21 protein-coding genes are annotated in these 21,589 nt (G+C 55.1%); 6 read left to right on the top strand and 15 right to left on the bottom strand.

Annotation, left to right across the window (positions count from 1 at the left end; genetic code table 11):
- On the bottom strand, nt 1-417 hold a 417-nt coding region (locus VKV29_RS10595; RefSeq protein WP_324201278.1), incomplete at its 3' end, for a hypothetical protein.
- A 135-nt stretch (nt 418-552) separates the two neighbouring features.
- On the opposite strand from VKV29_RS10595, the gene VKV29_RS10600 reads away from it, so the two are divergent.
- The 4 genes from VKV29_RS10600 to rpmA all read left to right on the top strand — a co-directional run bounded on the left by VKV29_RS10600 (nt 553) and on the right by rpmA (nt 4,223).
- On the top strand, nt 553-2,436 hold the full coding sequence (locus tag VKV29_RS10600) for a hypothetical protein (RefSeq protein WP_324201279.1): 1,884 nt from the start codon (nt 553-555) through the stop codon (nt 2,434-2,436).
- A gap of 196 nt (nt 2,437-2,632) precedes the next feature.
- Nucleotides 2,633-3,457 (top strand): DUF1559 domain-containing protein, encoded by an 825-nt coding sequence (locus tag VKV29_RS10605; protein ID WP_324201280.1) that lies wholly within the window; start codon nt 2,633-2,635, stop codon nt 3,455-3,457.
- A gap of 125 nt (nt 3,458-3,582) precedes the next feature.
- Entirely contained in the window at nt 3,583-3,897 is a 315-nt protein-coding gene (rplU, locus tag VKV29_RS10610) for a 50S ribosomal protein L21 (RefSeq protein ID WP_343217362.1), read from the top strand.
- A 29-nt stretch (nt 3,898-3,926) separates the two neighbouring features.
- Nucleotides 3,927-4,223, top strand: a complete 297-nt coding sequence (gene rpmA, locus VKV29_RS10615; protein ID WP_324201281.1) for a 50S ribosomal protein L27 — start codon at nt 3,927-3,929, stop codon at nt 4,221-4,223.
- A 67-nt stretch (nt 4,224-4,290) separates the two neighbouring features.
- Here rpmA and VKV29_RS10620 read toward each other — a convergent pair whose 3' ends face one another.
- The gene (locus VKV29_RS10620; RefSeq protein WP_324201282.1) at nt 4,291-4,752 is read right to left on the bottom strand and encodes a redoxin domain-containing protein; all 462 of its coding nucleotides are present in this window, start codon (nt 4,750-4,752) and stop codon (nt 4,291-4,293) included.
- A gap of 233 nt (nt 4,753-4,985) precedes the next feature.
- Between VKV29_RS10620 and aroF the strand changes: the two genes are divergently transcribed.
- Nucleotides 4,986-6,017 carry a 3-deoxy-7-phosphoheptulonate synthase gene (aroF, locus tag VKV29_RS10625; RefSeq protein ID WP_324201283.1) on the top strand — a complete coding sequence of 344 codons (1,032 nt, stop codon included), beginning with the start codon at nt 4,986-4,988 and terminating at the stop codon, nt 6,015-6,017.
- Nucleotides 6,018-6,147: 130 nt separating this feature from the next.
- Complete coding sequence (locus VKV29_RS10630) at nt 6,148-7,035, top strand: zinc ribbon domain-containing protein (RefSeq protein WP_324201284.1); 888 nt, start codon at nt 6,148-6,150, stop codon at nt 7,033-7,035.
- A 1-nt stretch (nt 7,036) separates the two neighbouring features.
- On the opposite strand, the gene VKV29_RS10635 is transcribed toward VKV29_RS10630, so the two are convergent.
- From VKV29_RS10635 to VKV29_RS10695, 13 genes are all read right to left on the bottom strand, one after another.
- Nucleotides 7,037-7,783, bottom strand: coding sequence for a glucose 1-dehydrogenase (locus tag VKV29_RS10635; protein ID WP_324201285.1), 747 nt, complete (start codon nt 7,781-7,783; stop codon nt 7,037-7,039).
- Nucleotides 7,784-7,790: 7 nt separating this feature from the next.
- Nucleotides 7,791-8,810 (bottom strand): DUF3592 domain-containing protein, encoded by a 1,020-nt coding sequence (locus VKV29_RS10640; RefSeq protein ID WP_324201286.1) that lies wholly within the window; start codon nt 8,808-8,810, stop codon nt 7,791-7,793.
- A gap of 87 nt (nt 8,811-8,897) precedes the next feature.
- Nucleotides 8,898-10,838, bottom strand: a complete 1,941-nt coding sequence (ftsH, locus tag VKV29_RS10645) for an ATP-dependent zinc metalloprotease FtsH (protein WP_414647351.1) — start codon at nt 10,836-10,838, stop codon at nt 8,898-8,900.
- A 95-nt stretch (nt 10,839-10,933) separates the two neighbouring features.
- Entirely contained in the window at nt 10,934-12,421 is a 1,488-nt protein-coding gene (tilS, locus tag VKV29_RS10650; protein WP_324201288.1) for a tRNA lysidine(34) synthetase TilS, read from the bottom strand.
- Nucleotides 12,418-13,245, bottom strand: a complete 828-nt coding sequence (locus VKV29_RS10655; protein ID WP_324201289.1) for an ATP-binding cassette domain-containing protein — start codon at nt 13,243-13,245, stop codon at nt 12,418-12,420. The genes tilS and VKV29_RS10655 overlap by 4 nt, the downstream gene beginning before the upstream one ends.
- Nucleotides 13,242-14,243: an ABC transporter ATP-binding protein gene (locus VKV29_RS10660; protein WP_324201290.1), complete on the bottom strand. Its 1,002-nt coding sequence runs from the start codon at nt 14,241-14,243 to the stop codon at nt 13,242-13,244. Before VKV29_RS10660 ends, VKV29_RS10655 begins: the two co-directional genes overlap by 4 nt.
- A gap of 2 nt (nt 14,244-14,245) precedes the next feature.
- Nucleotides 14,246-15,265 (bottom strand): ABC transporter permease, encoded by a 1,020-nt coding sequence (locus VKV29_RS10665; protein ID WP_324201291.1) that lies wholly within the window; start codon nt 15,263-15,265, stop codon nt 14,246-14,248.
- Nucleotides 15,266-15,268: 3 nt separating this feature from the next.
- On the bottom strand, nt 15,269-16,210 hold the full coding sequence (locus VKV29_RS10670) for an ABC transporter permease (protein WP_324201292.1): 942 nt from the start codon (nt 16,208-16,210) through the stop codon (nt 15,269-15,271).
- A 3-nt stretch (nt 16,211-16,213) separates the two neighbouring features.
- Nucleotides 16,214-18,244, bottom strand: coding sequence for an ABC transporter substrate-binding protein (locus VKV29_RS10675; protein ID WP_324201293.1), 2,031 nt, complete (start codon nt 18,242-18,244; stop codon nt 16,214-16,216).
- Between the two features lie 80 nt (nt 18,245-18,324).
- On the bottom strand, nt 18,325-19,248 hold the full coding sequence (locus VKV29_RS10680) for a LysR family transcriptional regulator (RefSeq protein ID WP_324201294.1): 924 nt from the start codon (nt 19,246-19,248) through the stop codon (nt 18,325-18,327).
- Nucleotides 19,249-19,257: 9 nt separating this feature from the next.
- Complete coding sequence (locus VKV29_RS10685) at nt 19,258-20,094, bottom strand: DUF72 domain-containing protein (RefSeq protein ID WP_324201295.1); 837 nt, start codon at nt 20,092-20,094, stop codon at nt 19,258-19,260.
- Nucleotides 20,087-21,109, bottom strand: coding sequence for an NAD-dependent epimerase/dehydratase family protein (locus VKV29_RS10690; RefSeq protein ID WP_324201296.1), 1,023 nt, complete (start codon nt 21,107-21,109; stop codon nt 20,087-20,089). Before VKV29_RS10690 ends, VKV29_RS10685 begins: the two co-directional genes overlap by 8 nt.
- Nucleotides 21,106-21,589, bottom strand: a 484-nt coding sequence (locus VKV29_RS10695) for a hypothetical protein (RefSeq protein WP_324201297.1), incomplete at its 5' end; no start/stop codon positions are given. The genes VKV29_RS10690 and VKV29_RS10695, both read right to left, overlap by 4 nt.

The following is a 21,589-nucleotide window of genomic DNA, read 5'->3' on the forward strand; positions in this document are numbered from 1 at the left end:
TTCGCCCTGTGGCAACGTGCCTACCGCCTCCTGATAAGCCGAGTCGTAATCGCCTTCTACCCGATCCGGCTCCCAACGGTTTTGTTGTAAGAAAGGCTCCAAAGCCTCCACAGCAATGGCCAAGCGCCATTGTGCGCCAACCCGAAAGCGAGGCAACCGTGCCTGTGGATGGTGCCATACCGGCTCCCCCTCCACATCGCTCTCTATCATCCCCACACGCTCCAACTCCTCCACACTGAGGATCGAGCGCGGCACCACCCAGTGGTCTATGAGGTTCGCCAAGCGAACCCCCGCGTGAGCATGGAAACGATGAGCCATCTCTTGCACCATCGGGTTCTCATGCAAAAAGCGCTCCAAAAGGCCTTCGCATAGCGAGGCGGCCTCCGGGCAACGAGGCCAACTCTCTTCCAGTCTCATTCGCTTTTCCCTCTCTTCAAACGGACTCCGTGCAGTAGCGCGGGCATTGAATAACTTTCGGTATCGAAACTTTAAACCCTCTCTGCAGTCTAAAAGGTACACTATGCACAGCATACCCCCTTGAGATAGGATTTTATGCAACCGACTCGGCATCGCATCGCTCAATACGGAGAGGGAACCCGCCGCGTACGGCTTCTGCCTCCCCTCCTGATTCTTGCCCTCTGCCTTCAGCTCGTCCTTCATGCCTGTGCCGGGCCTCCTCAGCCCAAATGGCCCTCTGCAGCTTGGATACAGGTTGTTCAAAACGCCGTTCAGAAACACCAGATAGCCAGCCTACAGCCCTATACCGATGGCCCGCCGGCCCAAACGCTTGCTTGGCTCAGCCGCGGCCCTACAAGAACATGGAATGTCCAACTTCTTGTTCCGGCGAACCGACAGCCTTTGCCGCCCTTTATCGTCTTCTCCTGCTGGCATACCTGCCAGAGCGATGGTGACCATGTACATACGCTACTCGAAACGCCTCAGGGTTGGAAGATCGGGCCTGAAGTGAAAGAGGACGATTCGGGCGGCTATCAGATTTGCGACCATTGCCTCACCGTACGCCTACTGCCCGAAACACACAGCGTGCTTTGTAGCGACAAAGCGAGAGTGGAAGCTATCTGGCCCAAGCTACGCCCCTACTGCCTGTTTCGCCTGTCGCCCGACTACACGATCACTCGATTCTCCATCGAGGGTATGCCCGTGCCCTTCTCTCGGGCAGGAAGCGTGGTCGCTTTCATCCCTCCTCATGCGCCTCCGTTCACCATAGACATCGCCTATTCCGGTGCACCCGACCATCAAGACGGTGACTACGTGCTGCCCAACGAGGCCGTAATCGACTCCTATTGGTACCCTCAAATCGCCCGCCTGCCGGCCACCTCCACCATTCAGGTTACCGCACCACCTGCCTGGACGTCCATCGCCACGGGCGATCTGCAGTCCACCGTTCATCACCCCGATGGCTCCACAACGCTCACCTTTTACAACCGCATTCCGGTCTGCTATTTCACGGTAGACATGGGGCGCTATCACATCTACACTCGAACGGCACGGGGCATTCGGCTGGCCGTCTACCTGCTCGACGCCGATGCCCCCCTCGCGCAACGCGCATTGAACCTTTTGGAGCAGGCGCTTTTTTTCTATAGCGAGCGCTTTGCGCCGTTTCCATACCACCAATACACGGTGGTTGAGACCGACGGCCCCTTCGATGGGGCTTTAGAAGCCTATTCTTTCGCCACGTTCGAGCATGGCACGATCCTCGACCTGCTGCCGCACGAGCTGGCACATACCTGGTGGGGAGGCCTTCAGCCCTGCACCTATCTGCACTCCATGTGGGATGAGGCATTTGCCGACTACTCCGCCAACCTTTTCCAGAGAATCTGTCTCCCTAAAACGATTCCATCGCAAGACGGCGATTCCCTTCACTCCTCATGGGGAGATCGGTTTCAGATGGCCCCGGTGGCCTCTGTCTTCGACACCACCGACCCGGTGCAATGTGACATCGGCTACACAAAAGGGAGCCTGGTGTTGAAGGTGCTTGAGGACGAGTTAGGGCTGCCCACCATGCTCGCCTGCCTCCGCGCGTTTTTGGCGGAGCGCACGGCCGGTAAACCGGCGGAGTGGGGTGATTTTCAGCGTGCAGTGAGCCGTATAACAGGAAGGAACTATACGGCGTTCTTCCAGGAATGGCTTTACCGGGCCGGCCTGCCGGTGTTGCAACTGCAGGGTATACAGCTTTTACAGGCTGCAGATGGCTACAAGGTAACGGGCTGCATTGTCCAAAAAGCCCCAATCTATCATCTGCATGTGCTTATACAATTGACAACATGGGATCATGACATATATAAAAAGAAAATAGAAATCGTCCAGAAAAATACATTTTTCATCTTAAGAACGACATCTAAGCCACAGCGAATTGTCCTTGATCCGGAAAATACGCTGCCGTTGGCCACAGCTCAGGGAACTTTTTGGCGCTTTTGAGAGACAGAAAATCTTTTGAAATCGGGAACATTTTGCCAGATCAAATTTGTTAAATAGTTGTGGTATGCGAGAAGAGGCGCCAAATTCTCGTAGAACATTCAATAAAAACTATTTCCATACATTAGGGAAGCGTCTGTGTTAGGAGAGAGTATAACCGCCTAAAACGCTTCCAGTAGCTAGGAGGAGAAACAAACCTATGAAAAGAAAAGCCGCTTTTACATTAATTGAGCTGCTAGTCGTTATCGCTATTATTGCGATACTGGCAGCCATTCTGTTCCCCGTGTTTGCACAGGCCCGCGAGAAGGCACGCCAAGCGAGCTGTACCTCCAACATCAAACAGCTCACCACCGCGATGCTGATGTACACCCAGGACTACGATGAGGACTTCCCATTCTGGAGCTATGCCGATTCGGTGGCTTGTAACGGCCCTCTCGGCAACGTGGCCTGTCAACATTTTGAGTCGATCTGGTTCAACGCCATTTACCCCTATGACAAGAACGCCAATATCTACACCTGCCCCGATGCTTCCGACCATAGCACCATCACTCAAAACCAACTTTGGGGTTGGACGAAGGCCACCGATCTGACCACCGTGGGGATCAACTCTGGCTTGGTTAACGCTGAGGTGAGCTACGGTATGAACGAACCGCTCTCAACAGGAACACTCTGTGGTGCACCCAACTCAAGCGGGTGCTCTCAAGCAGCCCTTCAACAAGTAGCCCAGACGCTGCTCATCGGCGACTGTGTGATCGCGCTTACCGGGAACTTTCTCCCCGACCGTACCAACAACCCGCAGTCGGCCAACTACGTCCTCTCAAGGGTGGCCTACCCTAACTGCACCACCAACCCCTGCGGGGCCTATCTAAACGATAACGGCACCTACACGGCTCAGCCGCAATACGATAACCAGGCTCGCCATGCACAGGGCGATATCGTTGGCTTTGCCGACGGACATGCCAAATGGCTGCGCGATTCTCAAATCATTTGGGGGCTTATGGACGGCCTAGGGCCGGCTCAGTAACCGCCAGCTGACTTGACAGTGTAGCCTTCTTTGGCGTATACTAATTGCTAGTTTGGGGCGGAGGCGCTCTGCTTCCGCCTCTTCTCATGCCTGAACATAAGCTCAATTCGGAGATTCGGATACCCATGTATGCCATTATAAAAACCGGTGGAAAACAGTATCGTGTAACGGAAGGCGATAGGCTTGTGGTGGAAAAACTGCCCGGCGAACCACAAACCACCGTGGAGCTTTCAGAGGTGTTGCTCGTTCAAAGCGATAAAGCCCTTAAGGTGGGAACCCCCTTTGTAGAAGGAGCTACCGTCACCGCCACCATCCTCGAACAGACCAAAGGAAAGAAGATCAAGGGGCTTACCTACAAGCCGAAGAAAAACGAACGACGCCGCTACGGCCACCGGCAACAACAGACTATTTTGCGGGTAGATGCTATTCACGCGGAATGAATTCCGCATGACGAAGGAGATAGACGACTATGGCTCATAAAAAAGGTGTGGGAAGCTCGCGAAACGGCCGCGACAGCCACTCTAAGCGGCTTGGCGTGAAAGAGTTTGGAGGCGAGTTCGTACGCGCCGGCTTCGTGCTTGTGCGCCAACGTGGCACGAAGCTTCATCCAGGTAATAACGTTGGCATGGGCAGCGACTACACTCTTTTTGCGCTTACCGATGGCATCGTTAAGTTTGAAGGTGATAGAAAACGGCGTCGCGTAAGCGTTTACCCCGTTGCCACCGGCAACCCTGCTCAGGAGCCTGAACCCGTGCAGAGCGCCTAAGTTCTGCTGCGACGACCGCTTTGTTAAATAAACAAGGGGCTGTAGCACAGCTACAGCCCCTTATGCATTAAACCGCAACCTCTTCCACACCCAATACACGCTTAAGAATGGGTTCGATCATGCGTAAACCCGCATAGCCACCGGCCCGCCCCCGCATTACGCCCTCCGCGTCAAATACATAGTAGGCCGGCCAGAGCTGGTTCTCGAATCGGTCGCCTATAATGTGCAGATTGTCTATAGCACAAGGCTCCTTTATGCCCAAGGCCTCTATGTCCGCACGCACCGCACCTAAATCCGTGTCGGACTGCTCGCGCGGCATATGGATGGCCACCACCTTTAAGCCCAGAGCGGCATACCGGTCGCGCCATTCGGCCACAGTGGGCATGTTGTCGTGGCAAATAGGGCAGCTTTTGGCAAAGAAATGCACGAGAACAGGGCTTCCTAGCAACTGCTCTCGTGTCACCTCTCCATTGATCCATTCGGTAGCACCGGTAAGTTCGGGCAACGGGGTGCCCATACGTAATGGCATACAGCTCCTCCTTAACAAACGGTAACCTCTGCAGGCTTATTATACCTAATACGGGAATTCGTTTGAATATTTGGCAAAATTTGCTATTTATTGCACTATCTGCTATAGGTATAAAATTTTTCATAAAGCGCCTCTCGCCTAACAGGGGCGCATTTGCGCTAAAATATTATAGAAAGCATTGTGCCAAAAACCGGTTCGGTTAAATTTGACGGCGCGTGGGAGAGTTTTGAACCATGATGGTTTTGATGAGCGTTGACGCTACACAACAACAGATAGACGACGTTATCCGGTTGATTAAACAGCATAATCTGAAACCGCTTCACCTGCCAGGCGATGAACATGTGGCCATCGGCATTGCAAGCGCCATTCCCCCAGAACTTCGAGAGCCGCTTACTCTAGCCCTACAGGCGCTTCCGGGAGTGGACCACGTGGTTCAGATTAGCCGCCCCTACAAGCTGGCCTCCCGTGAGTTCTGGCGTACCGATACCGTTGTCCAGATCGGGGAGGTTAAAATTGGAGGAAATGCGCCCTGTGTGATAATGGCCGGCCCCTGCTCGGTCGAGAGTAGGGAGCAGATATTCACCACAGCCCAAGCGGTGAAAGCCGCCGGTGCGAAGATTTTGCGAGGCGGCGCCTATAAACCGCGCACCTCACCCTACTCTTTCCAAGGGCTGGGTCTCGAAGGGCTGAAGCTGCTTAAGGAGGTAAGCGATCAACTCGGTATCCTCACCGTTTCCGAAGTGATGTCGCCTGAAGATGTGGAGAAGGTGGCCGAGCACGTGGACATTCTGCAGATCGGCGCGCGCAACATGCAAAACTACGCCCTGCTTGTTGCCGTTGGGCGTTCCGGGCGCCCTACCCTACTGAAGCGCGGTATCGCCGCCACCATTGATGAGTTCCTTCTCGCGGCTGAGTACCTACTGCATCACGGCACAAAAGATGTGATCCTTTGCGAGCGCGGCATTCACCCCCTCGATCGAACCTATACGCGCTATACCCTCGACCTCAATGCCGTGCCGGTTATCAAACATCTGTCGCACCTGCCGGTTATCGTAGACCCCTCACATGGGACGGGGGCCGCCCGCTATGTGCCGGCCATGGCTCGAGCGGCCATCGCAGCCGGCGCCGACGGCCTGCTCATCGAAGTGCATCCCGATCCGAAAGCTGCTCTCTCGGATGGAGCACAGTCTCTTACCCCCGAACAGTTCGACGCCCTTATGAAGGAGCTAGAGCGCGTGGCCCTTGCGGTAGGCCGCTGCATGTAAACACGGATGTGCTAAAATAAGCTGTTTTCTACGATGTTTGTAGATGCCGTTGGAAAAAAGCCAAAAATAGGGATAGGGAGCTTTACATTCCTCAAAGATCGTATAGGGAGAGTAAGGAGGCTTAACTATTATGAAATGTCCACGCTGCTCGGCGGAAATTCCCGCAAACTCGCGCTTCTGTTTGCGTTGCGGCACGCCCATGCAACCCACAAGCCCCTCGTACACCGCACCGAATTCGGCTTTTCAACAAGCCGTAGCAAGGCGCAACGGAAACTCATCGGCCAAATGGGCTATTCTTGGTCTCATAGGTCTTGCGCTTATAGGGGTTTTGGCATGGGGCTTTAGCTCGCGCCTGCTGCAACACCCTGCTCATGCTCCCCAACAGGCTCCTCTCGTGCAGGCACCCGCGGCCGCCACAACCGCGCCGCTGGTACAAGCGCCGGCCACCGCTACGCCCAGCCGCATGGTTCAGGCCCCAGCACAGCCCGCACCGCAGGTGAATGTTGGGCCGATTTCGAACTATCTCGCTTTTCTGCGTAAAGTGGAGCTGATGAAGCAAGACCTTATCGGCAAAGAGATGGGAGCCGCCCTAGGAACCTACGGTAACCTCACGCCAGACGAAATTAAGGCCGCATCGAGCAGCGCCGAAGCGCAACAGTTTCTACCGCATATCAGCCAAGATAGCGCACGCCTCAAAACGGAGTGGGATCAGCTTGTCCAGTACTTCCTTAGCGTGCAGCCGCCGCCAGAATGCGTTACGCTTCAGCAAAAATACTACGATCATTTAGCCAAGATCGAGGCCGAATTCGTTAAGGTCAACGATTCACTCGCCGATGCGCAGTCCAATCCTCAGGAGGCCCTAAGCACGCTTTCTCAGATGCTCGGGACGGCTTCCGCAGATGCAGATGCCTCCGCAGTAGCAGCCGATCAGGCTCTTGCCGATGTGTGCAATCGCTACGGGTTAACTAAAGACTTTTCGATCACCACCGGCTCTAACGCCTCAAGCCTGTTGCACTGAGCTAGCGAAAACCGCCGCTAACCGGAATCACCGCGCCCGTGATCCATCGGGCCTCATGAGAAGCTAAAAAGAGCACAGCATCGGCGATGTCCTCTGGCGTGCCCAACCGACGTAGAGGGGTTTGGGCAATGATGTGAGCACGGTCGTTCTCATCTAAACGCTGTTGCAACATGTCCGTCTCGGTAAAGCCGGGCGCGATGGCGTTTACGCGCACACCTCGCGGCCCTAGCTCCACGGCAAACGTGCGGGTAAGCACCTCCAAAGCCGCCTTGCTTGCACTATAAACCCCCAGCCCGGGCGGCGTGGCCGCGGCTGCCCCAGAGGAGATGTTGATAATGCTGCATCCCTCCTCCCCAAAAAGCTTTGCAGCCTCCCTCATAGCTGCCAAAGGCCCTAGCACATTTACCGCAAACAGCCGCTCGGCATGATGTCGATCGGTCTCCAACAAAGGGCGCATTTCCAAAACGGCCGCATTATTCACCAACACATCCAGCCGCTTGTGCCAACTGAATGCCGTCCGCACCAAATGCACCACCTGCTCGCACTGCCCCATATCCGCCTGAAATGCCACTGCAGTACCACCGGCTTCGGCAACCTGCTGTACAACACGCTCGGCAGCTTCCTTGTTGCGCTCGTATCCTATAACGATATAGGCGCCTTCTCCGGCAAAGCGGCGGGCTATAGCCGCACCGATGCCGCGAGAGCCGCCCGTCACAAGAACCGTTTTACCCTCGAAGCGTCTGCTCATGGACACCTCACGAACTGTGGATAGAAGAGGGATTCTGCGCCGACGAAGACCGCTTGCCGGAAGGCTCCGTTGTCACAAGATTGAGGTTTAGAATGGGACGACTATCCCATGGATAGCGCCGATCGTAAATGATGTAAATAGGAAAATCTACGAGCAATGGCTCCATGGAGCTGTCCGCCCGTTGGGGCGGCCTTACGAAGGCCGTGCCCTCATACTCCTTATCGGCCCGATAACGATAGGTAACCTTATAGACCACTTTACCCCAACGCCGGTAGCGACGACTATGCGTAATAATGCCTTCCTTAGGCACTCCATAGCTCGCCAGATACTGCTCTCTACGCACCTTCTGCCACCACAGCAGCGCCGGAACACTCAAATAGACCAGCCCCAAAAGCTCGAACAGCCAATAGGAGAGGATGGCGGCGAATGCGGCGTTCTGCCCAAATTTGCCTACACGGCTGTACGAAGGCAGCGATGGAAGATAGGTTACGAGCAGGCGCGTTCCCAAACGAAAACGCGTGTAGGCTTCGGGGCGAACGACGAGTTGCCCCGTGTAGGCCACGTTGCCGACCCGATAGGCGTAGAGCAGCTTGCCGTTGCTCGCCTTCCAAGCAGAGCCTGGTTCGTTATTGATGATCTGCGCTTGAACGAGTTTGCCATGCTGATGCAACTGCCAAAGCAGCCAGGTCTGCTCGGCGCAAAACCAAGCCGTGCTCAGAAAATAGAGAACGGGTAGGGCAATCAAAACGGCCACCACGGCCCGGGCATAGAGACGAGGATGAACACGAGGTATGGTATAAGTTCGCGATGAGGTGACAACCGGTTTAAACCATAGGCCCGATAGCCAAAGAGCCAGCGGCTCGCTCTTTAAAAGGAAGCCAAGCCCCAAAAGGTTTAAAAAAGCACCCACCAGGCGTGTGATAAGGTCAGAAGGAAGGATAAATAGTAAACCTATACCGGCCAGGAGGAATGCGGAGCCGGCCAAAAGCAGGGCAGCCCGCTGCCATCGCACAATTGTTGCTGTCATTCCTTTTATCCTTTCTGTGGCCGCTTGAATCTCAAAGGAAATAGCCTGCCGGCAGAAGCCGGGCAGGCTAGCGCTTTCCGTTAAACTCTACGCCGGTTCCGGGCGCAGGCGTGGCTGAATGATGGGTGGCTCTGTTTCCGGCGGGGTTGTCTGCGTGCCTACGGCAGGTGGCGCAGTTGGGGTGTTGTCTATGCCCTTGCGAATGTCATCGGGCGTAGCCCGCCCCTCTAGCAGCGCAAGAAACTCCTCGCGGGTCAGCGTTTCCTTCTCAATCAGCACTTCGGCGATGAGGTCCATCTTCTCGCGATACTCTGTGAGGATCGCACGCGCGCGTTCATAACCTTGGTCTATGAACGCCCGAACCTCCTCATCAATGATTCGGGCTACCTCCTCGCTGTAGTCTCGATCTTCCATAAGATCGCGCCCGAGGAAGGGGCTTCCCATTCTACGACCTAGGCGTACCATGCCAAGCCGTTCGCTCATACCGTACTCGCATACCATGGCGCGCGCAAGGTCGGTGGCTCTATCGAGGTCTGAGGTCGCACCGGTGGTAACATCGCCAAACACCAGCTCTTCTGCCACACGGCCACCGAGGGTGGCGGCGATGTCGTCCATCATCTCCTGCTTGGTACGCAGGAACTGCATATCCTCTTTGGGGATATACCATGTGGCGCCGCCGGACATGCCGCGCGGAACAATGGTAATTTTATACACCTGGTCGGCATTGGGCAGTTTGGCTGCGACGATGGCATGCCCTAGCTCATGGTAGGCCACAATGCGCAGCTCTTTTTCGGTATGTCGGCGCGATTTGCGCTCCGGCCCCATCACCACACGCTCGCTCGCCTCATCAAACTCGCGCATGCTAATGCGGGTTTTATCGCGCCTGGCGGCCAGAATGGCCGCCTCATTTACCACGTTCGCAATGTCGGCTCCGGTGAACCCCGGCGTTCGCTTCGCCAGCGTGTCCACGTTCACATCGTCATCTATGGGCTTCCCGCGCAGATGCACCGAGAAGATGGCCTTACGGCCGGCGAAATCGGGCGCATCCACCACAACCCTTCGGTCGAAACGACCGGGGCGTAGGAGGGCGGGGTCTAAGACATCGGGGCGGTTCGTGGCGGCGATCACAATAACGCCGGCGTTCGGGTCGAAACCGTCCATCTCTACCAACAACTGATTGAGAGTCTGTTCACGCTCGTCATGGCCACCTCCAACGCCGGTACCGCGCTGGCGGCCTACAGCATCAATCTCGTCAATAAAGATGAGCGAGGGCCGGTGCGCTTTGGCCGTATCAAACAGATCGCGGACACGGCTCGCGCCCACTCCCACAAACATCTCCACAAAGTCGGAACCGGAGATATGGAAGAAAGGCACCCCTGCCTCTCCGGCCACGGCGCGCGCTAACATGGTTTTCCCACAGCCCGGAGGGCCGAGCAGCAAGACCCCTTTTGGAATCTTCGCCCCCAAAGCCTGAAACTTCTTGGCGTTCTTTAGAAAATCCACGATCTCGGCCAGCTCCTGTTTGGCCTCTTCCACTCCGGCCACATCTTCAAAGGTGACCTTCGGCACCGAATCGGTCACACGCTTCACACGCGCTCTACCGAACTGCAAGGCCTGATTGCCGCTGCTTTGCGCTTGGCGCACAAAGAAGAGGTAGAAAAACAGAATGAACACAAAGGGTATGACAAGCCACTCTAGAATATTAGAGAAAATATCCCCGAGCACCGGGTGTTTGAAGTCAAAATTTACCCCCTGTTTGCTCATCAGCTGGATCAGGTCGGCCTGGGCCTGGTCGGAAGGCGGTAATACCAGTTCCTGCTCCTGGTCTTGTCCGGGCATGGCGCCGTGTAATACCACATCTATAGTATCCTTAGTCAGCGTAACGCGCTCGATCTGGGCCGGGTTGGTCTGTAGAAGCCGGTAGAAGTTAGAGTAGGTCATCGTACGACCGGCACTGCCCAATCCACCCATAAAGGAAGAGCGTAACAAGATGGCTAAAAGCGCCACAACCAAACCGGCTATAAGCATTAAACGTAACCAGGCGAAACCCTTCAACTTCGTCTCCTCATCTGTTCGTCCATGCGTTTGCGTTCCAAAGCACACATAACTTACAGTGTACTTGCTTATCTATACGCATTTGGTGCCTCGAAACGCAATGCTAGACGATATTTTTTTACCGAAATATCCATTTTTGCGAGGTTCGGCCCCAGTTCTACCACATCGGCAGCATATGCAAGGCCGGGAACCGCTAACACGCGGTCGCCCGCATCTACTACCACCGGCCACTCCGAGCGCAACTCCTTAGGAACATGTGCGTCCACAAGGATGTCCTGCAGCTTGCGATGTTTGAGCCGATTCTCGATCTTTACTTCTATACGATCTCCAGGCCGTCGGGAGCGCACACGGAGCGGAAATATAAGCCCATCGGGGTTTAACAGCACTCCCCAATCGGGCTCCCTATTTAGAATACCTTCTAAATCTCTCTCTTCTTCCAAGAAAACGGCCTGCACCCTCCAACCATTCCGTGCAATCTCCGTTACCCCCGGCACGTTCAGCTCCTGCTGCCAGGGAACCGCCGCAGACTGAGGGCGCAGCTCCTCTATGTAAAGCTTGCCTGCATTTACCCTCAAGCGTACGCTCTTCCCCGTAAAAGTAGGTAACTGTGCCGAGAGACCTTCTGTCCCCTCAAGGAATGATTCGACGGTAGCGAAATCTACATCCTGCAGACTGCCTCGCACCTCGCGGATCGCCTCTCGCAAAACCCGGCGCTGCAGGCCTATCGGAAGCTCTCTTAAGCGCTCGACCGACAGCATAAGGGTCTTTGGCTTGGAAGTTTCCGCTAGCTCCTCCAGTTTTTCCCGCGCCAAGCTCTCCAAGACCTCATTATCGGCAGCAAGCAGCTCTGCCATCCGTGCCAACGCATCCTCTACATGGTCACTGTAATACGCCCTCAACAGCGGCAGCAGTTCCAGTCGAATTCGATTGCGCAGAATCTCCATGTTCTGATTGGAACTGTCGCAACGTGGCGTGATCCCCAAGGCCGCACAGAAGGCCTCTGTCTCTTCCCGTCTCACGAAACAGAAGGGCCGGATGATAGGCCCTTGCACGGCGGCAAAGCCCGTCAGTCCCTCCATGCCGGCACCGCGCAGAAGATGGATCAGTATGGTCTCAATGCGATCATTCCAGGTATGACCCACCGCGATGCGATTTGCCCCCTCTTCCTCTGCCACCCTCTGCAGAAAAGCATAACGCATCTCGCGCGCCGCTTGCTCTAGTGAGAGCTTCAAACGCCTTTGCCGTGCCGCAACATCGGCCCTTTCGTAACGCAACTCCACGCCAAAGGCTTGGCAGTGCGCGATAACCCAGCTTAAATCCTCATCGGCTTCCGCGCCACGTAGCCCGTGGTGCAGGTGGGCTGCTACAAGCTGAATATCCCACTCTGCTTGCAACAACCGCAGTGCATGAAGCAGCGCCGTTGAGTCGGGCCCACCCGAAAAGCCAACGACGATCTTATCCCCGCGCTGCACCATAGAGTAGCGAGTGATGGCCTTACGAACCTTGTTCAGTAGGTCTTCCACAACAACAGTTTTTGCGTCATCGTCGGGGGTCATTTTGCCAAAACTTTATCGAGGCTCGGAATGGCTTCTAACAGGTTACGAGTATAGGGGTGCTGTGGATCGCCGAAAACCTGCTCCACAGCTCCTCGCTCCACAATTCTGCCCCGTTCCATTACTATGACCTCTTCGGCGAGGTAACTGACCACATCGAGATTGTGCGAAATAAATAGGTAGGTAAGATTACGCTCTCTCTGCAATCGGCATAAGAGGTTAAGCACTTGGCTCTGCACGGAAACATCTAACGCACTCGTAGGCTCATCGAGCACCAAGAACTTCGGCTCAACCGAAAGCGCGCGAGCGATGGCGATGCGCTGCCGCTGCCCGCCGGAAAACTCGTGGGGGTAACGATCCAAGGCGTCCGGCGACATTGAGACCTGCTTTAGCAGCTCGGCCGCTCTCTCCTCACGCTCCCGCGCGTTGGCACCAATGCGATGGATCACCATTCCTTCGGTGAGGATTTCACGGATGTTCATGCGCGCGTTGAGAGAGGAGTAAGGGTCTTGAAACACCACCTGAATCTCTCTACGCAAGGCTCTTCTCTCCTTCGCAGAGCGTGCGGAATAAGGTAGACCGTTATATAGTATCTGCCCTGCCGTGGGTTTGATCAAGTCCAACAACATAAGTCCCACGGTGGTTTTGCCGGAGCCGCTCTCTCCCACGAGGGCCAACGTGCTACCTCGGCGTATTTCAAAACTCACATGGTCTACTACCCGTCGCCACTGCTTACGCCACAAGCGCCCACGAACCGGGTAGTCTTTGCACAGCCCCTGGGCTACAACCAGAAAATCGCCTACGGAGAGGGTCGGACTTGGGGTCATGAGCGCACCTCTCCAACAGAAGTAGGAGCTATTTCCGGATCATACAGATGGCAGCGCACGGTATGGCGATTCGCAACAGCGAGAGACCTTGGCGCCAGTTCCAAACACGGCTGCCAGCAGAAACTACAGCGTGGGGCAAAGCGGCAGCCTGGTGGCCAAGCCGTAGGCGAGGGCACCACGCCCTCCAAAGAGTTCAACTCTTTGCCTCTACGCATTTGTGACGGCAAACAGGCAAAAAGCCCTTGAGTGTAGGGATGGCGTGGACGTTGAAATAGCTCTTTGACCGGCGCCTCCTCCACGATCTGGCCAGCATACATCACGGCTACCCGCTGCGCAAGTCGCGCCACCACACGTAGATCATGGGTAATCAACAGCACCGCCATGCCCATCTCTCGCTGCAGATCGGCCAGGAGATCGAGTATCTGCGCCTGAACGGTTACGTCCAAGGCAGTGGTAGGCTCATCGGCGAGGAGGAGTTTGGGTTCGTTGGCGAGTGCCATGGCGATCATCACGCGCTGTCGCATCCCCCCAGAAAGCTCGTGCGGATACTGCCGCATCGCACGCTCAGGCTCCGGCAACCCCACACGCCCCAGCAGTTCGATAGCCCGTTCTTTCAGGTTGCCGCGTTTTCCATGAACCACCATCGCCTCAATAAGCTGATCGCCCACGGTGAAGACGCCGTTGAGAGAGGTCATCGGCTCTTGAAAGATCATCGCGATCTCTTTTCCGCGAATCTCACGCATCTGTTCCCACGTCCTGTCGAGCAGGTCTTCCCCTTGAAAGAGAACGCGCCCACTCTCGATATAGCCCGCAGGCTCGGGCACCAACTGCAGAATGGAGAGTGCCGTCATAGACTTTCCACAGCCCGACTCCCCCACTAAAGCCAATATCTCCCCCTCATCAATGGTGAAGCTCACACCATCCACCGCTCGCGAAAGCCCCTGAGGGGTTCTGAAATAGGTTCGCAGATTCTCGACCACTAGTAGAGGGTTGTTCACGCTTAAGAGCTCCTTAAACGGGGGTCAATGGCGTCGCGCAAGGCATCCCCCAAAATATTGAAAGCCAAAACTAAAATGAAGAGCGCTCCGGAGGCAGAAGCGAGGTTCCACCAGATCACCGGTGTGCGCGTTAGCTCGATGCGAGCGGCATCTATCATGTTGCCCCAACTTCCCACATCGGGTCCAACGCCCACCCCCAGATAGGCTAGCAACGGCTCATACAGAACGAAGCCGCTAAACCCCAACACCATGCTGATGATCACCACCGGCAGCAGATTGGGCAGAATATGCTTCATAAGAATACGAACGTTCGAGGCCCCTAAAGCTCGCGCGGCCAGCACAAACTCTCTATCACGATATTTGAGGGTCTCGCCTCGTACCAAACGGCACAGCCCTATCCAGCTGGTGAAGGCCAATGCAATGCAGATGTTCACAACGCCCCGCCCCAACACCAGCACCAGCGCTATAATCAGCAGAATGTCGGGCACGGAGCCGACCACGGTGTAGATATACTGAATAATATCATCTACGATCTTGCCGAAATACCCCGCCAACATCCCCAAAATAACGGCCAGAGGCAGCACAAGTAGGGAGGAAAGCCCCCCAATAAGCAGAGCCGTGCGACAACCTTTGAGCGTCTTATAAAGCACATCGTTGCCGGTGCCGTCTGTCCCTAACAGATGAAGACCGCGCAGACGATGCGGGTGCACCTCACCCATCGTATACTTCGCAAACGGCGCCGAGTAGGTTCGTTCCACACGAACGTGGGCCGCTTCAAAAATGCGATCGAGCACCGTCTTCGGTTCGGCATTTACACTGCTCTTCCATGAGATGCTGTCGAGAAAAGCGACAAGCCCATACAGACCAATCACGCACACGGCCACGATAGCCGCACGGTTGCGCCGCAGTCGTCTAAATGCCTCCCGCCACAACGGCTGGCGACTTGCCAGTCGAATGGCCACAACTAGCCCGCTTACCACCAAGAAAGGAACGAGATTATCCCATGACAGCCAGTCGTACATCGTCTACTCCAGCCTCACCCGCGGGTCTAGAAGCGCATAACAGATATCCGTTAGAATATAGCCTACAATCGTCACCAAAGCGCCTAGAAAGACCATGGCGCGCACCACCGCGAAATCCTGCCCGTTGATCGCATCCACGGTGTAACTACCTAGTCCGGGAATATCAAAAAACGATTCAAGCAAGAGACTTCCCAGAAACAGGCCTGGGATCGAGGCCACCACGGAGCTGGCGATAGGGATGGCCGCGTTTTTTAGAACGTGTTTGAAGAGCACCCGCGTCTCACTTACTCCCTTTGCCCGCGCCGTACGCACGTAGTCCTGATTCATGGCGTCGAGCATGAAGGTGCGAAAGAGCCGTGTTGTGCCGCCCAGCCCACTGATGAGCGCCACCAACACCGGTAATAGGATGAAGCGAAGGCTGTCGAAACCGTGCCGATAGCCGGCCAACGGAAACCACCGCAACAGCTTACCGAAGATGAACTGCCCCGTCATAATGTAGACGAGCGCGGTAATGCTCATCAGCAGCACACACAAAAAGGCACCCCAATAGTCCAAATAGGTCGCACGAAAGTAGGCCAGCCCCAAGGCAAAACAGATCGATACGGTAAGAGACGCCATTAAAACCACAATCTGTACCTCAAAGGAGGGGCCGGCTCCCTCCTTGATGCGTGTCCAGATGTTCTCGCCTGTGGCATCCGACTTGCCGAAGCGCAGCAAGAAGAGCGCCTCGGTGGTCTCCTTAAACTGCACCCACTTCGGTTTGTCGTAGCCGTGCTGATGTAACCAGGACTTGATCTGCTGCGGAGTGGGGTTCTTTGCAGATAGGTTGCGGCGAGCGATCTGTTCCGGTGAGGAGGTAGCATAAAAGAGCACGAAGGTAAGAAAGGCCACGCCAAGCAAAGTAGGAATGGCCAGTAAAACCCGCCGAATAACGTATCGCAACATGTCTTAAGATTCCTTCGGAGGATGCACCCGTACGTGCCGGCGCGAACGTTGCCGCACCACCTGCACGGCAGGTAGGGAACCGACGGTGAGAAACACCACAAGGCCTACGAGCGGCCATAAGTTGGGCCTATTCCACTCCCGTTGCAGGCGCAGTCGCTCCGTAGCATCCACCGCATAGTATTTTGGGCTATCGAGCGCGATGGGGTTCGGCTTTACGTTCCGCAACCACGGCTGTACCAACCCATAACTTTCACTGTGCACACCGTAGATCATAGGGCCATCTTCTACCGCAATATTACGCATTTGCCGTATGATCTCGGCACGTTCCGGGCCATCCTCCATGGCTCGCATTTTGGTGAATAAGGCATTATACGCCGGATTATTATAGGCTGCTGCATTAGGGCCGGGACGCCTATTGGGGCCGTACAACAACAACAGGAAGTTCTCCGGATCTGGGTAGTCGGCCACCCACCCAAAATAGATAAACTGAAACTGCCCCTGATCGACCCTCGATTGAAAAATGGGGAAACGCCAGGAACGGGGTACCACCTCGATACCGAGCTTTTGTATCTGCTTGATCACCAGCGCCGTCTGTAACCGTCCTTCCGCATCCACCCCCGAGTTATCGTAGTATAGCACAAGTCTCTGGCCGGTTTTTGGGTCTACTCCTCCCGGATAGCCGGCTTCGGCCAGCAGTTTTTTCGCCAGCTCTAAATTGTACTGCTGATAAGGGTTTTTGTAGTTGGGATCGTAGCCAAAGAGACCCGGTGGAATGAGAAACTGTGCCGGTTTGCCCAACCCCACAAAAAGCAGGTCTATAAACTCCTGCTGATTCATCGCCAGCGCAATGGCATGGCGTAAAAGCTTGGCTCGCCGGGTGTATCCGCCATAAACGGGGTCGTCCATATTAAAAATAAAGTAGCTCACATCGGCACCCGTCGTTTTGAACAGACGGATTCCGCGAGCACGCATCTCTGGAGAGAGCTGCCCAGGGCTTGATAGAGCCTGCTGAAAATTAATCTGGGATACTCCGGAGAGATCAAGGTAGCCCTGTTGAAAGAGGTTCCAGGCGGTCAGAGGCTCTTTGATAATGCTGAAACGTATCTCTTTCACCAAAGGAAGCTGTTTGCCTGCGTCCACCAACAATCCGGCCGCCCTGTCTCCCGGCTCTCCCTCAGAAGGATAGTATTCAGGATGCCTGTTTGGGTTCACCACCAAAACAATGCGGTCTTTAGGCACATACTCCTTCAGCATAAACGTGCCGCACCCTACCGGATGGCGGGCGAAGTTTTTACCGTACTTTTCCACCGCTTCATGAGGAATAGGGGTTGTGAACGACATCGCCATGAGGTAGCGCAGTTGAGGGTAAGGCCGATCCAGCAGAATCCGGAAGGTGTAGGGATCATGAGGGTCGAGCTGCAGACCCGGAAGAGGGTAGCTGTAGTCTGGCGGAAGGCCTCGTTTCTCTCGTTGCATCTGATAGTCCTCAAAATCATGCATGCCAACCACTTTGTCGTCAAGATAGTTCACAATAGGACAGTTGACCCCCGGATCGGCGATGCGCTTGAAACTAAACACAAAATCGGCAGCCGTAATCGGGCGGCCTTTGCCTCCCGGAAAACAGGGATCGTCCTGAAACCGCAGGTCATGGCGAATGTGGAAGGTCCATAGTTGGCCCATCCGGGTTCCCTGCTTACCGTCTACCGTCTCTCGAACCGGCACGGACTGATAGACGGGCATCGTGGCCCCCAGATCAAGATCGAGTTGTAAGGGGTTGCGCTTTAAATGGTCGTACTCTAAATAGGCCGGATAGATAAGGTTGACAACTTCACCGGAGGCCACATCGTAGGCCACGGTGGGGTCTAGTGTCTTGGGATCATCGCCTAGCGCCAAATAGAGTATGGATTTTCCCGTCTCCCCCGGCGGATAGGGGCTGTTATCACAACCGGCCAGGCCAAAACCAAGCCCAAACAAGCTAAGCCCCCACAGCAAAAAAGCAAGTCGCGAGAAGATTGTTGATGTTTCGCTATGCATTATGCCCGATCTCTAAATATACCGATATCCCAGTCTTTAGATAATAGCACGAAAGCGTCGGATTAATGTGAGCTTATGGCTCATCTTGGCGACGATTTCATCGGCCCTCCACCTTTTGGCTTGCCGATAAGGGCCTCTACCAACACACGCACCACCGTACGCTGCGGGTTTCTTCTTCTCAATAACAGCCCCACCGGACGACAAAAGGCATCTTCCGGAGTCAGAGGCACAATAACAAGGCTCCCCTCTCGTGCCTCCTTGCGTGCCGTGATCTCGGGAACCAACGAGATGCCTTGCCCCAGTTCCACGAGATTTTTAAGCATCTCGATATTGTCGCAAGTATTTACAATGCGAACGTGTGCTCCGGCCAACCGTAAATGCTCATCTACCAGTTTTCGTGTGGGGATGTTTACATCGAAGGTCACGAAGTTCTGGCCGTTGAGCTGATGCAGACAGATGGCCTCTAACCGCGCAAAAGGATGCTCCGGCGGACAGATCAGGGCCATCGGCTCTTCGCTAAAGGGCAATACCTCAATCCCAACATGCGTGGTGGGAACGGCCACAATGCCGATGTCCATTGCCCCCGAAAACACATCGTTGTAGATACGCGCCGTGGAGCTGTACTCCAGGTGCACACTCACCTGCGGATACTGCCGCAAAAACGGCTTGAGGCGCCCAGGCAACTCATGCAACCCAACAGAATAAACTGTGGCAATCCGCACGGTGCCCTCCATCGAATCGGAGAAACCCTTCAGTCGCTCCTCTAAGGCCATGGCCTCACGCACCAGAGAACGCGCTCCTTCGTATAACAGACGCCCTGCGTCGGTCAACTCCACTTTCCCTTTGCCCTTTTGCCGACTCAACAGCGTGCGGCCTAGCTCGCGTTCCAAGATGCGCATGCGCTGGCTCACCGCCGACTGTGTGATGAAATTGCGCTGAGCCGTCTTGGAAAACGAGCCGGTCTCCACGAGATCGCAAAATAGCTGAAGGTCTTTTAGGTCCATCTCGTCTCGTTAGCCAAAAAGGCTCTGCTGACGTTCCACCGGAAAGGTCGCCTCCTCCTGCCCTAGCAACCGGAGCACGCGGTTGCACGTGGCCGGCGAGAAGCCTTCGTAGTCGTTGTTGCAGAAGATGAAAATCTTTTCTACTTCTCCGGCGGCACGTTTGATAGCCTCTACCCACTTTTGAATTCGTTCGCTCTTATCGTGCTGAATCTTATCGTGATGGGAAAAAGCCCCATGCCGCCCGATCAGTCGCACATAGAGGAAATCGGCAGTGATCTCTATCTTCGGCGATAAAATGATATAATCCACTGCTGCAAGCGCTACTCTATGCTGGCGTAGGAGTGCCGCCACAACCTCCCCTTCCAAAGACCGATGGCGAAACTCTATGGCGAAACGCACCCCTTGAGATGACGTTATTTCATCCAGCAGGGGCAGCGTTCCTTCTAAGTTCGGCAGCTCCGACCGCCGAAAGTCAGGCGGCATCTGGAAGAGAATGGGGCCTAATTTCTCCCCTAGCAGCTTCATAGTCGCGACAAACTCTCTTATGAGGTTATGGCTCGACGGCGCCAGGTGCAACTCATGGGTGATCTGCTTTGGTACTTTCGGACAAAATAGAAAGTGCTCAGGCGTTGCCCGATACCAGCCCTCAACCACCTGAGGCTTTGGTGGAGCATAAAAAGTTGAATCGATCTCCACGGCGTTGAAGCACTGTGCATAGAGCCGGATTTGGTCTCTACCCACCGTGTTCGGTGGGTAGAACGGCCCACACCAATCGGCATACCCCCAACCCATCGTCCCGATAAAAATAGGAATGGCACGAGCGTCTGCACGCTCATTTTCACGCATCAAGTCCTGCTAGCTCCTCAGCCAGGCTCCTTCCATGGCGATCCCAGGCCTCGATCACCCTATCATCGAAGGGGTCGTCGTCGCTGTTCTCTATTTTTCCATGAGCGTCGAGCCAAGCAACCGTTCTCTTCACCCCCTCGACCCAGGGGATAGTATATTCGAATCCCAGGTCAGTTTGTGCTGCGCGATTGTCGAAGATGGAGGGATATTGAAAAATCTCGATGCTGATGCTAAAGCGTTTGGGAGCGATCTGCGCCATAACGTCGGCCGGAATATGCACCAAGCGCGGCGTGGGCACACCGAGCGCCTCGGCTACTCCTTCATGATATCGATTCCATGTCATCCACTCCTCTCCGGTAACATTATAGCAACGTCCGTAGGCCAACGGATTTCCAATGGCGCCGATAAACCCTTTTGCAACGTCAGAGATATGGCAGGCTGCCCATAAACAGGAGCCATCGCCATGCACAATAATCGCTTTGCCTTTGCGCATGCGATCAATATAGGTGGTACGCCAGCCTAGACTATGCACGATTGTGCCCCCCTCACCATACGTCTGCGAGGGACGCATAATCGTGACGGCAAAATCGCCACGCTGCCCCGCCTCCAACAAAATGTCTTCACATCTGGCCTTATTGGCCCCATAACCAGTTACCGGTCGGCGTGGTTCATCCTCTCGAATCGGGTAGTGCGTTGCCGGCCCGCCGTAGACACACACGGTGCTACAAAAGATGAACTGCTCGATACGTCCACGAAAGGCTCGTATCACGCTCTGGGCATCCTCCGGCACGAACCCCACCATATCAATCACACAATCAAAAGGGCCGGCCTCTTGCATCTGTTTTTCAAACTCGGCATAGTTGCGCCTATCGCCGTGCAGAATTTTAGCGCCTGGCGGAATACGCGCCTCCGTACGCCCGCGATTGTAAAGGGTAACGTCGGCACCACGATCGAGAAGCTGGCTCGTAATTGCCGTGCTGATGAGTCCAGTGCCTCCGATAATGAGTATCTTCATTGGTTCGCTAGCTCCATTGTAAGTATTTGATGCGGATAGTCAATCGTCACCCTACGCGCATGGGCGAGGAAGGGCATACCGACAAGCGCAGAAAGCTGAAAGTCGAAATCTTGGCTTAGGTCCTCCATAATCGAGGCACCAAGAATCGGGTCTAGCTCCATGAGGAAGGGAATGCCTTGCGGATGGGCCAGCGTTAGGTCTATGGAAAAGGCAAACAGGAGGGCGCGAAACGTCCCATTTTTCGACCCAACCCCCAACGGCAAGGGCAAGTCAACCTCCTTATAGGAGTCCACATTCTCCTTTCTGGCCAGTTCACGCGCCGTAATGAGCGAGAGAATACCGAGGGGTGCGGCCCCTGTGTCCAGCATTGCCCACTCCACGCGCGTTCTATCGCCAAGGAGAACCGGTAGAAAGATGTAGCCCTGAAAGAGATGAAACGGCACCGAGGTCGTCATATCGCCCTCTAGCGGAGGGGGAGCG

This window comes from Chthonomonas sp. (genome assembly GCF_035294165.1).
GTDB lineage: Bacteria > Armatimonadota > Chthonomonadetes > Chthonomonadales > Chthonomonadaceae > Chthonomonas.